The sequence below is a fragment of the Paenibacillus sp. OV219 genome, from assembly GCF_900110075.1.
Lineage (GTDB): Bacteria > Bacillota > Bacilli > Paenibacillales > Paenibacillaceae > Paenibacillus_Z.
In genome coordinates this window covers 1-13,185 of sequence record NZ_FOCJ01000015.1, presented here as the reverse complement: position 1 = coordinate 13,185, position 13,185 = coordinate 1, and the positions used below count along the sequence as shown (strand labels likewise).

The window sequence follows — 13,185 nt, the reverse complement described above, 5'->3', positions numbered from 1 at the left end:
GCGTTAAGCGCAAATGTTGAAGAAAGACCGGGTACTGAGGAGCATTGTGCTGCTTCAGGCTGTATGTATGATTATTATGGCGATTGTCGTTGTTTTCCGGGTTCTGCTCCCGCCCAAGACAGTACCGCAGACAGAGGTTGACGGCGGGCAGCTGCAAGGGAGCACGCCGTCATCGGCGGAAGAGCCGATTGCGGCGAAAGTCGGCAGCGAGCAGATTACAGTGAAGCAGCTCAATGAGCAGCTTCGTAAGCAGTATGGCGATCAGCTCCTGCGGACGCTCATGGTGCGTGCAGCCACCAAGCTCGAAGCGGATGCCTACGGCCTGCAAGTGACAGATCAGGAAATCGACGATGAGCTGGCGGCGTTGATGGAAGGCTATGAGGATGAGCAGCATTATTATGATGCCATGAAGGAACAGCTTGGCTTAACGCGGGAAGCCCTCCATGAAGACACGATGTACCGGCTGCTGCTCGAGAAGGTAGCAGTCCGTTCGGTGGATGTCACCGATGCGGAGATCGATGCTTATATAGCGGATAATAAAGAGCAATATGCGGCACGGACGCAATTGCATTTGGCCTGGATCGTAGTCCCGGACACGAAATCGGCGGACGATATACTGGATAAGCTTGCAGGCGGCGAAGATTTTGCCCTGATGGCTCGTACGTATTCAGTGGATACGGATACGGCGGAGAGCGGCGGCGATCTTGGCTTTATTGACGCAGATGATCCGTTCGCCGATCAGGCAATGCTTGAAGCGGCTGGTCAGCTAGGTGTCGGTGAAGTGAGCGGTCCAATTGCAGTCGAGAGCGGGCAAGCAATCATCCAACTGCTAGAGAAGAAGACCGAAGAGGAAATGAGCGGCAGTCGACAGCGAGAACAAGCGCGGAAGGACATTGCATTGTCCAAGCTGAATGGGCTTCGTCCGTTCGAGGATCAACTTCTTCAGAAGTATGATGCAAAAACGGTACAGCCATAATCATTTCTTATTGATACGATAAGGACTTTTGAATGAACCAGGCTATTGACAACTAATGGGTTTGGTTGGTAAGATGTAAGTAATACCAACTGAATTAGTCGGAATAAGGAGGAGCACATTTCATGGCTAGAATTGTACAGAGCGTGACTGAGCTTATTGGGGATACACCGCTTGTTCGTTTGAACCGTTTGGTACCAGAGGACAGCGCAGAAATTTACGTGAAACTGGAGTACCAGAACCCAGGTGCAAGCGTTAAGGACCGAATCGCAATCAGCATGATTGAAGTTGCTGAACAAGATGGAAGCCTGAAGCCTGGCGACACAATCGTTGAACCAACAAGCGGCAACACAGGTATCGGCCTTGCAATGGTTGCTGCTGCTAAAGGATATAAATCCATTCTCGTTATGCCAGAAACAATGAGCGTTGAGCGCCGCAACTTGCTTCGCGCTTATGGCGCAGAGCTGGTGCTTACACCTGGAGCGGAAGGCATGAACGGTGCAGTTCGCCGTGCAGAAGAGCTGGCAGCGCAGAATCCGAATTACTTCATTCCACAACAATTCAAGAACCAAGCGAACGTGAAGATCCACCGCGAAACGACAGGCCCAGAAATCGTAGAAGCGATTAACTCGCTTGATGGCAAGCTGGATGCATTCGTAGCGGGTATTGGTACAGGCGGTACGATTTCCGGTGCAGGCGAAGTGTTGAAACAGAACTTCCCAGGCATTAAGATCGTAGCGGTTGAGCCAGCTGCTTCTCCGCTTCTCTCTGGCGGTAACCCAGGCGGCCATAAGATCCAAGGTATCGGCGCCAACTTCATTCCGGACATTCTGAACCGTGAGATTTATGATCAAGTCATCACGATTGAGAACGAGGAAGCGTTTGAAACGGCTCGCCGTGCAGCGAAAGAAGAAGGTATCCTTTGCGGTATTTCTTCCGGCGCAGCAATCTTCGCAGCACTTAAGGTGGCGAAAGAGCTTGGCAAAGGCAAGCGTGTAGTTGCAATCGTTCCTTCGAACGGCGAACGTTATTTGTCCACGCCACTGTTCAACTTCGAGAACTAATACGAAGGCTGTCAGCAGCCTGCAATTCATCATAACCCGTGTAGTGCGCCGATAATGGCTGCATCTACATGGGTTAATTTTATTTTGCAAGAGTCTAACTGGAGAATGAAGGAATTAAACAATGGAATCTCATATTCCGATAACAAACAGTAAGGCGTTTAGATGAAGGAGTGCTAGCATGGAGAACAACTCCCGTCCACTGATCGAGAACATTAAGCTGGTCATTTGGGACCTGGATGAGACCTTTTGGAAAGGCACTTTAAGTGAAGAGGGAATTGTAATCATTCCGGAGCATGTCGAGATCGTGAAGCAGCTTACGGACAGAGGAATTATGAACTCGATTTGCTCTAAAAATAATTTTGAGGATACCAGGAAGGCAATGGAAGAACTGTCGATATGGGACCTATTTATATTTCCTGAGATTGCTTTTATACCGAAGGGGCCTCTTGTCAAAAAGATCATTGAAAGAGCCCAGCTGCAGCCGGCGCATGTGCTATTCATTGATGATAATTCCGGTAATCGTGAAGAGATTAGCTATTACTTGCCGGGCATTCAAGTCATGGAGCCTGAGCAAATTCGTGATTTATTGAATCAGCCCACGCTTCAAGGCAAGCTCGATCTTAAGCGCACCAGGCTGCAGCATTATAAAAATTTAGAATTGCGAGCTAAGGATTATGAGGGATATAGTTCGAACGAGGAGTTCCTCATCCAGTCTAATATTAGGGTCGCTATTAATCATAATTGTGAAGCAGATTTAGAAAGAATCCATGAAATGGTGCATCGGACAAACCAATTAAACTACACGAAAAACCGGATGGCTAGACAAGAGCTGCTTGAATTGATCCGAGATTCATCCGTGCAGACTGCTTGTGTTCATGTTAAAGACAATTACGGGGATTATGGCCTCGTCGGCTTTTATGCGATTCAACATCAAAAATGTATTCATTTCTTATTTTCTTGCCGCGTTTTAAACATTGGCGTTGAACAATGGCTTTATGCGAAGCTGAATTATCCTTCGGTCACCATTGAAGGACAAGTAGCGACAGCGCTGCAGCCAGCCGTATTTCTAAGCTGGATACAGGAAGAACAGTATGTTGGTACGCACCAAACTTCAGGTGCAGCTAACGATAACGCTCAATTAACGTGTTTCTTACGTGGTGGTTGCGACTTAAGTCAGATCGCCCATTATTTGAAGCACGCAGGTTACTCCATAAAAACGGAGTTTAATTATGTATCTGAACGCGGCTTTAATATGCATCGGGACCATACGATGATTCTGCGTCAGTTCTTTTCCCTCCCACAAGAGAAGAAGGAATATCTCATCGAACATATCCCTTTTTATGATAAAAAGATATTTGAAACCAAGTTGAATGAGATCAATTACGATTTCTTCGTCTATAGTGTGCTAATGGATTATTCGTTAGGCATCTATCGCCATAAAATAGATCCGGAACTTCGGATAGCGGTATGGGACTTTAATTTGCCGCTCACGGAAACCTCTTCCTGGGAGCGTATCATTGAGATGCAGCAAGGAAGAATAACGCAGTCATTTCTGGAATGGTTTGCTGATCATTTTTATTTCGAAGGTCCTTACTCTGAACAGGAGTTCCGGGAAAGCCTGACGTGGCTACTAAACCAAACACCGGCTCATGTGCCGATTATTTTCCTAAATGGCAGTGAAGTCGAGAAGGAGCATGAGTGGGAAATTAATCGGCATTTGCACCATCGCTCAATGAATGCAGTCCTCGAAAGCTTTGCGGAGCAGAATGAACGAGTCCAAGTCGTAGATGTACGTAATTACGTGAAAAACTCATCAGATGTAACTAATAATATCAGGCATTATCTGCGTGAAACCTATAAAGACATTTCCAAGGACATTATTCATTGCTTCGAGACAAGTAAGGAAGCGGCAGGAGCACTAATCGGATAACCGTTCCAGGTCCCTTAAGAAGCGATCTTCTTTATTGCTGCTCACCAGCGTGACCCTTTCCTTTTTCGTGCAATTTCGGTATACTAGCTTCCAAACAAAGAGCGGTGATTGCAGTGGGCAGCTTTTCTTCATACGTCCGTTGTGTATCAAGAGACTCTTATGATCGGTTGGAAGTGGAGGGGCTGCAATAGTGCAACGGACAGCCTTTAAGGATTGGTTAACTTGGCGAGAGCAGGGCTACAACTCGCTGCCGCTTATTGCGAAGCGTCCTCTTATAGGCGGTGAAGGGCGTCCTGCGTCGTGGGAGCGTGCATGGAAGTCGGCGGGTAAGAACTTCGGTTCAGGCTCGCCGTATGCTTTCGTACTGGAGAGCGGTAAGGATGGGCGATATACATACCTCGGATTAAGTCCGGCTTCCGTCATTCGCGGCAAGGATCTCGAGGCTGAAGCGGTCAATATCGCCGACGGCGCGAAGACTACCTACAGCGCGAAGCCGCTCGAAGCGGTGCGCAGCTGGATGGGCGAACGCAGGGCGCCGCGTGTACCGGATGCTCCGAAGTGGACTGGCGGCTGCGTGGGCTTCTGGAGCTACGACGTCATCCGAACGATTGAGCGTCTGCCAGAACTGGCGTCCGACGATCTCGGGCTACCGGATTATCTGTTTATGCGCATGGATGAGCTATGGGTCGTGGATCATGAGGAAGATCATCTCTACATCTCGGTACATACCGCTATCACAGGCAATGAACCGGTCTCGCAGCTGGAAGTACTCTATGCAGCCGCTTGCGAGAGCGTAGAGCGGCTATCCGCGCACTGGTCGCAGCTTATGGGCGGAGCGGCAGCTGAGCAGGACGAGGCGCTGAAGCGCTCACGCGCCCGCTTAATGGAAGATCACACGCTGCAGATTGACGTTGAAGCAGTGGACGGCATCGAGTCTCCTTTTGCCAAGGAGGCGTACAAGGCGGCGGTTGAGCGCATCCGGGGCTATATCGCGGCTGGTGACGTGTTCCAGGTGAACCTCTCGCAGCGACAAAGCCGCAAAGTGAAGACGAGTCCCGAGGAGCTGTATGAGTGGCTGCGGCTCTTCAATCCATCGCCGTATATGGGCTATCTGAGCTGTCCGGACTTTCAACTCGTCTCGGCTTCGCCGGAGCTGCTCGTTGAGCTGCAGAACGGCAAGCTCGCGACGCGCCCCATTGCCGGAACCCGCAGGCGCGGACGGACGGAGGAAGAAGACCTTCGGATGGCCGAAGAACTGAGCAGCAACGAGAAGGAGCGGGCGGAGCATATCATGCTCGTCGATCTGGAGCGCAATGATCTCGGTCGTATCTCCAAGTTTGGCTCCGTGCATGTCGAAGAGCTGATGGTCATCGAGTATTATAGCCACGTCATGCATCTGGTCTCCCAAGTGGAAGGCACGATCGCCGAAGGCAAAGATGCTTACGATGTCATTGGAGCGACCTTCCCGGGCGGCACCATTACAGGCGCGCCGAAGATTCGCACGATGGAGATCATCGAGGAACTTGAGCCGACAAGACGCGGTCCATATACCGGATCGCTCGGATGGATTGACTATAATGGGGATATGGAATTTAATATTATTATTAGAACGATGCTGGTGAAGGACGAAGTCGTTCATATTCAGGCCGGAGCGGGTATTGTCATTGATTCCGAGCCAGAGCGCGAATACCGCGAGTCGCTGAGCAAGGCGAAAGCGTTGTGGAAGGCTATTCAATATAGCGAGCAATGGGCGGAACAGAGCCGCGTCTAATCGAACGATGTATTTTCCAAAAGGGGGAAACGCAAATGATATTGGTCATCGATAACTACGACTCATTTACGTACAACTTGGTGCAGTACCTTGGCGAGCTGGGAGAGGAGATTGTCGTCAAGCGTAACGATGAAATCAGCTTGGATGGTATTGCCGCGCTTGCTCCGGATCATATTCTGATCTCGCCAGGGCCATGCAGCCCGAACGAAGCGGGCATTAGCCTTGCTCTGATCGAGCGGTTCAAGGGCATTATCCCAATCTTTGGCGTATGCCTTGGTCATCAAGCGATTGGACAAGCGTTCGGCGGCGACGTCGTTCGCGCAGAGAAGCTGATGCATGGCAAGACCTCGCAGATTCATCATGACGGACGTACGATTTTTGAAGGTATCCCTTCACCTTATACGGCAACTAGATATCATTCGCTAATTGTCAAAAAAGAAACACTCCCGGACTGCCTCGAAATTAGCGCAGAGACGGAAGAAGGCGAAATTATGGGACTGCGCCACAAAGAGTACATGATCGAAGGTGTTCAATTCCATCCCGAATCAATCATTACTGAGAACGGACATAAGCTGCTTCGCAATTTCCTGAACATGCGGGCAGGCGCTGTACGATGAACATCGGTTGGAATGGCAGCATCATTCGTCAGGAGGAAGCCGTGATCTCGGTTTACGATCACGGTTTTTTGTATGGAATGGGGCTGTTCGAGACGTTCCGTACATACGGAGGCAAGCCGTACTTATTGCAGCGGCATCTGGAGCGTTTGGCTCGAGGGTGCGAGTCGCTAGGCATCTGTAACAGCGGGTGGTTGAGCGAAAATGTACTCACTGCTTGGCTTCATCAGTTGATGGAAGCCAACAGTCTGACAGATGCTTATGTTCGCCTTACGGTTACAGCCGGAGAGGATATTCTCGGTCTTCCCTCAGGCAACTACGAGAAGCCGAATACGCTGCTCATGGTCAAATCGCTCCCTGGGCCGAACCCCTCCCTTTATCAGAATGGACGCGAGCTGGCGCTACTGAGTACGAAGAGGAACACGCCTGAAGGCGAGGTGCGATTGAAATCGCTGCATTATATGAATAATATTATTGCGAAGCGAGAATTGGCGGCTAGTGGCGCGCCTGCCGGAGCAGAGGGACTTATGCTGACTAAGGAAGGCCATCTAGCTGAAGGCATTGTGAGCAACTTGTTTTTTGTTCGCGGCGGCCGACTCTACACGCCTTCAATTGAGACGGGCATCCTGCCGGGAGTGACGCGCGGACGTGTACTGGAGCTGGCACCAGGAAATCGAAGCGCCGGTATCGTAGCAGAGGTGAAGGAAGGCTTCTACAGTTGGTCGGAGCTAATAGAAGCGGATGAAGTGTTTATTACGAACTCCATTCAAGAGCTCGTACCAGTCACCCGCTTACGAGATCTGACAGGCACGAGCAAAATGATAGGCAATGGACAAGCAGGGCCGCTCACGACTGAGCTGCTGGCTGCTTACCGGGAGGATACAGAGCGATGATCAACTCAATACAAAATATAAATACGAGCACGATGAGTAAGTGGCCATTCCAAAGGTCGTACACCTTTCCGGATGGCGTGAAGCTCGAGCTAGGCTCGCGGACACTGCTCATGGGGATTCTCAATATAACACCAGACTCGTTCACAGACGGCGGACTCTACAATGAAGTCGAAGCAGCGGTTCGCCATGCACGCGAGCTGGCTGCTGAAGGGGCCGATATCATTGATATCGGCGGGGAGTCAACGCGACCGGGCTTTGCTCCCGTCCCGCTCGAAGAAGAACTGAAGCGCGTCATTCCGGTCATTCGGGCAATTCGCGAAGCGTTGCCGGAGATGACGCTCTCCATCGATACATACAAGGCAGAGACTGCGCGTCAAGCGCTCGAAGCTGGTGCCCATATCATTAATGATATCTGGGGACTCAAGGGAGATGCGAAGATGGCGGAAGTTGCAGCGACATTGGGTTGCCCAGTCATCATTAGTCATAATCGGCAAGAGCCCAATTATTCGGATCTCGTAACGGACGTCATTAGGGATCTTCGTGAAAGCATTGCAATCGCGAAGCAGGCCGGCGTTGCAGATGAAGCGATCTGGCTAGATCCTGGCATCGGTTTTGCAAAAACATACGACGATAACATCGCGCTTATGGGACAGCTCGACCGTCTAGTTGAGGAAGGCTATCCGGTGCTTCTTGGCACCTCGCGCAAGAAGTTCATTCGCGAGACGCTGCAGCTGGATACCGCTGAGCTCGGTTACGGCACTGCCGCAACGACGGCGCTTGGCATCGCGCAGGGCTGCCAGATCGTTCGCGTTCACGATGTGCAAGACAACAAGCGAACGGCTTTAATGAGCGATGCGGTTGTGTATCGCACTCGCGGACTAAATCGCATCTAAGCGAAGTTTGCCAAAGGAATGGAGGGATTCACGAAGATGGATAAGATGACGCTGAAAGGAATGCGTTTCTTCGGCTACCATGGCGTATTTCCAGAGGAGAACCGATTGGGCCAGCAGTTTTATGTCGATTTGTCGCTGCAGATGGACTTGTCCGCTGCGGCAGAAACAGATGAGCTTGACCACACAATCAACTATGCCGACATTCACGCCCTGGTGAAGACAATTGTCGAAGGTCCGCCATTTAAATTGATTGAAGCGTTGGCAGGCAAGATTGCATCGGGTGTGCTAGACGCTTATACTAGTGTAAATGAAGTGACGGTGTCCGTAACGAAGCCGCATCCGCCGTTTGAAATTCATTTTGACGGGGTAACGGTTGAACTTTGCAGAAAGCGGGATGAACATGGAGAGACACGGCCCGCAAGGCTTTAACGACCAGCTTCACCCGGAATGGGTTGAAGCTTATATTGCACTCGGCTCTAATGTAGGCAATCGTGAGAAGCAGTTGCAGGATGCGTTGCAGCTGCTGGATCAGCATCCGGCTATCGAAGTTACGCGTGTATCCGCCATTTATGAAACAGATCCTGTCGGCTATACAGACCAGCCGGCTTTTCTCAATATGGCGGCCGCGCTACGGACGACGCTTGAACCTCTGCAGCTGCTGCATGTCATGCTGGAGATGGAGAAGCTGCTTGGACGCACACGGGATATCCGCTGGGGTCCGCGAACGATCGACCTCGATATGCTGCTGTACGAAGGCGTTGCTCTCGAGGGTGAAGAACTGATGTTACCGCATCCGCGGATGATGGAGCGTTCCTTCGTGCTCGTTCCGCTATATGATGTCATGCAGGACGGACATGTTCTGCAAGATGAAGTGCGTGCTATCGCACAACAAGCGTTATTGGACAGAGGGGAAGGGATTGCGCTATGGAATACGATCAATTGGCAGGGCGCGTCCGCGCATTCCGGAAGCTGAAGGGCTATACCCAGCAGGAGTTGGCTGCGAAGCTGAACGTATCGGTAGCGGTGCTTGGCTCACTAGAGCGAGGAACACGCAAGCCTGATCCGAAGCTGCTCGAGCGGATTTCTGAAACACTAGGTATCAGCTATAGTGAATTGACCGCTGATTACAATAATCAAAACTAAAGTTACTTTTTACAATCAGAAGGGAGTCTGGACGTCCATGCTCAAAATCGGAAACATCGAGATGAAGAATAAAGTCGTGCTGGCGCCGATGGCAGGTGTGTGCAACCCGGCTTTTCGACTGATCGCCAAAGAATTCGGCACAGGCCTTGTTTGCGCGGAGATGGTAAGCGACAAAGCCATTTTGCACGGCAACAAACGCACGCTGGAGATGCTGTATGTTGATGATCGGGAGAAGCCGCTTAGCTTGCAAATATTTGGCGGTGACCGTGAGTCGCTTGTGGAGGCTGCAAAAATTGTCGATAAACAAACGAATGCTGACATTATCGACATTAATATGGGCTGCCCTGTGCCGAAGGTGACAAAATGCGACGCCGGCGCTCGCTGGCTGCTCGACCCTAACAAAATCTACGAGATGGTATCCGCCGTTGTAGACAGCGTTGATAAGCCGGTCACGGTAAAGATGCGGATTGGCTGGGACAGCGAGCATATCTATGCCGTTGAGAATGCACGGGCAGTTGAGCGTGCAGGCGGCAAAGCGGTCAGCGTTCATGGCCGTACAAGAGAGCAGTTGTATACAGGAGTAGCCAATTGGGACATTATAAGGGAAGTTAAGCAATCAGTATCCATTCCTGTCATCGGTAACGGTGATGTGTTCACGCCGGAAGATGCGCGCAAGCTGCTTGATCATACAGGCTGCGACGGCGTTATGATCGGCCGCGGAGCATTGGGTAACCCGTGGATGTTGTACCGTACCATTCACTACTTGACGACAGGTGAACTGTTGCCTGATCCGTCGCCGAGCGAGAAGATGGACGTTGCGATTTTGCACATGGACCGTCTTGTGAAACTGAAGGGCGAAGGTACAGCAGTTCGCGAGATGCGTAAGCATCTGGCTTGGTACTTGAAGGGGCTTCCAGGCGCAGCGCGTGTGAAGGACGTTATTATGGAAGAAACGACACGCGACAAAATGGTGCAGATTTTAGGAGAATATGTCGAATCGCTTGGAGAGCTTGGCGTAGTGCCTGCCACTGCCGATGCCTCCGCATCCACGGATGAAGTTGTTTATCACTGATTACATCGTAAGGAGGAGCCCCAATGACGGGTGCCTCTCGCGTTTCCTGCGGGTAAGCGATTACATTTGCTGTTTGCCTTTCGTTGACATATAGGTTAAGTTGCAATATAATCTTCCAATAACAAACCGACCGCCTGGCGTAATGACAGCTGAATCAGATTCCTGTGCGGTGTCATCAAGAGCCTGCAGCATAATATATTAAATATCAGTGAATTCATACGCGGTATGAAAAAATGGCACACGACAGGAGAAATGGTAACATGAGCGATAAAGAAATTATTCTTACGCAAGATGGTCTGAAGAAGTTGGAAGATGAGCTCGAGACCTTAAAGTCCGTCAAGCGTCGTGAAGTTGCTGAGCGGATCAAAGTGGCCATCGGGTATGGCGATATCAGTGAGAACTCCGAATACGAAGATGCGAAGAATGAACAGGCTTTTATCGAAGGACGTGTTATCACTCTGGAGAAGATGCTTCGCAACGCGCGTATCATCAATAACGATGACATCAATATTGATACGGTAAGCATTGGCTCGATCGTAACGGTTGAAGATTTGGAGTTTGGCGATACGATGGAATATGCAATCGTGGGGACAGCTGAGTCTGATCCTATGAACAACAAAATTTCGAATGAAAGCCCGGTTGGTAAAGCTATTCTCGGCAAGAACAAAGGAACAATCGTTGAAGTAAGCGTACCGGCCGGCATTATTCAATATAAAATCGTTGATATTAAAAAATAACCAGGTGCCTCAAGCGAGAGGGCTGATGCCGTCCACAAGGGTAAAGGCAGACGGTTCGCGGTGAAATATAAGCCAAGAGTATAGAGATAAACTTATACTTTCTTATATTTTGAGAAAGCTTCCTTCGGAAGCTTTTTTCCTCATTATGGGGCTTCCAGGGACTACAAGGAGATGACTAGCGGTGGAGCAAAATACACAAGAGCAAGAACTGAGCGAGCTTCTGCAAATTCGCAGAGACAAGCTGGACCAATTGCGTGGACTCGGAATTGATCCGTTCGGCGGCAAATTCGAGAGGACTCATCATGCCAAAGCTATCGTTGACGCTTATGAGAATGTGAGTAAGGAAGAGCTTGAGGAGCAGGCTATTGAAGTAACAGTCGCTGGCCGTATTATGCAGAAGCGCGGCATGGGTAAAGCAGGATTTGCACATATCCAGGATCTCAGCGGTAAAATCCAAGTTTACGCGCGTAAAGATACTGTAGAGGAATCCCAGTATCAAGCATTTGAACTGCTAGACTTGGGTGATATCATTGGCGTTCGCGGTACGGTCTTCAAGACGAACACGGGCGAAACGTCGATCAAAGCAAAGGAAATAGTGGTTCTAACGAAATCGTTGCTTCCGCTGCCTGAGAAATATCACGGCTTAAAGGACGTAGAACTGCGTTACCGTCAGCGTTATGTAGACCTGATTGTGAACCCGGAAGTACAACAAACGTTCATTTCACGTTCCCGCATCATCCAGTCGATGCGCCGTTACCTCGACGCGCGTGGCTACTTAGAAGTTGAAACGCCAACCTTGCATGCGATTGCAGGCGGCGCGTCTGCTCGTCCATTTATTACGCACCACAATGCCCTTGATATGCAGCTCTATATGCGTATCGCGATTGAGCTTCACTTGAAGCGTCTAATTGTCGGCGGGATGGAGAAAGTGTATGAGATCGGCCGCGTTTATCGTAACGAAGGCATCTCGACACGCCACAACCCTGAGTTTACGATGATTGAATTGTACGAAGCATATGCGGACTATAAAGATATTATGGCTCTAACCGAGTCGCTTATTGCACATATTGCGCAAGAAGTACTTGGAACAACGAAGATCAACTATCAAGGCCAAGAGGTGGATTTGACTGTAGGATGGCGCCGTGTGTCTATGGTCGATCTCGTGAAAGAAGCGACAGGCGTTGACTTCAATCAGCAAATGACGGATGAAGAAGCGCATGCTCATGCCAAGACACACAATGTGAAGGTTGAGCCGCACATGACGTTTGGTCATATCCTTAATGCATTCTTTGAAGAGTTCTGTGAGCATACACTCATTCAGCCTACCTTCGTAACGGGTCACCCAGTTGCGATTTCTCCGCTAGCAAAGAAGAGCGATGTCGATCCACGATTTACAGATCGTTTCGAGCTCTTCGTCGTAGCGCGTGAGCACGCGAATGCGTTCACGGAGCTTAACGATCCTATAGATCAACGCCAACGCTTCGAAGCGCAGTTGGTTGAGAAGGAGCAAGGCAATGACGAAGCGCATGATATGGATGAAGACTTCATCCGTGCGCTGGAGTACGGCATGCCGCCTACAGGTGGTCTTGGTATCGGCATCGATCGTCTGGTTATGCTGCTTACTGATGCTCCATCCATTCGCGATGTACTGTTGTTCCCGCTTATGCGTGAACGTACAGGCGAATAACACTTCGTTATAAGGACCGCCGGAGAGGATTCTCCGGCGGTTTTTGCATTTTTTACGAAGAAAATCAAAAAAAGTTTAAAATAGGGGTTGCAAACCTTTAGGCGGCTATGATATATTAATCAAGTCGCCGCTGAGACATACGGCAGACGAGAGAAAAACAAAGTAATTTGTTCCTTGAAAACTGAACAATGAGCGACCTGTCAAAAGGTCATAAAATACGTCGAAACAACGATCGCCATTTGGTGAAAGTGTTTCTGACGAGCTAGTTTTTTGAATGAGCTAACAAGCAAATTCATTTGGCGCAAATGGCTCTGCCATTTCGCCTATTATGGAGAGTTTGATCCTGGCTCAGGACGAACGCTGGCGGCGTGCCTAATACATGCAAGTCGAGCGGATCTTGTCCTTCGG

Annotated in this window: 13 protein-coding genes and 1 rRNA gene; all 14 read left to right on the top strand. The window is 50.0% G+C overall.

What is annotated here, in order from left to right; all coding sequences use genetic code 11:
* Positions 1-13: 13 nt before the first annotated feature.
* On the top strand, positions 14-976 hold the full coding sequence (locus tag BMY11_RS26280) for a peptidylprolyl isomerase (protein WP_090583032.1): 963 nt from the start codon (positions 14-16) through the stop codon (positions 974-976).
* 122 nt (positions 977-1,098) lie between these two features.
* Complete coding sequence (cysK, locus tag BMY11_RS26275) at positions 1,099-2,037, top strand: cysteine synthase A (protein WP_090583030.1); 939 nt, start codon at positions 1,099-1,101, stop codon at positions 2,035-2,037.
* A 178-nt stretch (positions 2,038-2,215) separates the two neighbouring features.
* The gene (locus BMY11_RS26270) at positions 2,216-3,967 is read left to right on the top strand and encodes an HAD-IIIC family phosphatase (RefSeq protein ID WP_090583028.1); all 1,752 of its coding nucleotides are present in this window, start codon (positions 2,216-2,218) and stop codon (positions 3,965-3,967) included.
* A gap of 190 nt (positions 3,968-4,157) precedes the next feature.
* On the top strand, positions 4,158-5,738 hold the full coding sequence (locus BMY11_RS26265) for an anthranilate synthase component I family protein (protein WP_090583026.1): 1,581 nt from the start codon (positions 4,158-4,160) through the stop codon (positions 5,736-5,738).
* 35 nt (positions 5,739-5,773) lie between these two features.
* Positions 5,774-6,355 (top strand): aminodeoxychorismate/anthranilate synthase component II, encoded by a 582-nt coding sequence (gene pabA / locus BMY11_RS26260; protein ID WP_090583024.1) that lies wholly within the window; start codon positions 5,774-5,776, stop codon positions 6,353-6,355.
* Positions 6,352-7,245 (top strand): aminotransferase class IV, encoded by an 894-nt coding sequence (locus BMY11_RS26255; RefSeq protein ID WP_090583022.1) that lies wholly within the window; start codon positions 6,352-6,354, stop codon positions 7,243-7,245. The genes pabA and BMY11_RS26255 overlap by 4 nt, the downstream gene beginning before the upstream one ends.
* On the top strand, positions 7,242-8,138 hold the full coding sequence (gene folP, locus BMY11_RS26250; protein WP_371262953.1) for a dihydropteroate synthase: 897 nt from the start codon (positions 7,242-7,244) through the stop codon (positions 8,136-8,138). Before BMY11_RS26255 ends, folP begins: the two co-directional genes overlap by 4 nt.
* 36 nt (positions 8,139-8,174) lie before the next feature.
* Positions 8,175-8,567, top strand: a complete 393-nt coding sequence (gene folB, locus BMY11_RS26245; protein WP_090583020.1) for a dihydroneopterin aldolase — start codon at positions 8,175-8,177, stop codon at positions 8,565-8,567.
* Positions 8,539-9,111, top strand: a complete 573-nt coding sequence (gene folK / locus BMY11_RS26240) for a 2-amino-4-hydroxy-6-hydroxymethyldihydropteridine diphosphokinase (protein WP_090583018.1) — start codon at positions 8,539-8,541, stop codon at positions 9,109-9,111. The genes folB and folK overlap by 29 nt, the downstream gene beginning before the upstream one ends.
* The gene (locus BMY11_RS26235) at positions 9,063-9,281 is read left to right on the top strand and encodes a helix-turn-helix domain-containing protein (RefSeq protein WP_090583016.1); all 219 of its coding nucleotides are present in this window, start codon (positions 9,063-9,065) and stop codon (positions 9,279-9,281) included. The genes folK and BMY11_RS26235 overlap by 49 nt, the downstream gene beginning before the upstream one ends.
* A gap of 37 nt (positions 9,282-9,318) precedes the next feature.
* A complete protein-coding gene (gene dusB, locus BMY11_RS26230) occupies positions 9,319-10,353 on the top strand; it encodes a tRNA dihydrouridine synthase DusB (RefSeq protein ID WP_090583014.1) in 1,035 nt (344 codons plus the stop codon).
* A gap of 260 nt (positions 10,354-10,613) precedes the next feature.
* The gene (gene greA, locus BMY11_RS26225; protein ID WP_090583012.1) at positions 10,614-11,090 is read left to right on the top strand and encodes a transcription elongation factor GreA; all 477 of its coding nucleotides are present in this window, start codon (positions 10,614-10,616) and stop codon (positions 11,088-11,090) included.
* Between the two features lie 181 nt (positions 11,091-11,271).
* Positions 11,272-12,777, top strand: coding sequence for a lysine--tRNA ligase (gene lysS / locus BMY11_RS26220; protein ID WP_090583009.1), 1,506 nt, complete (start codon positions 11,272-11,274; stop codon positions 12,775-12,777).
* Between the two features lie 325 nt (positions 12,778-13,102).
* Positions 13,103-13,185 (top strand): 16S ribosomal RNA (locus BMY11_RS26215); the annotation flags it as partial.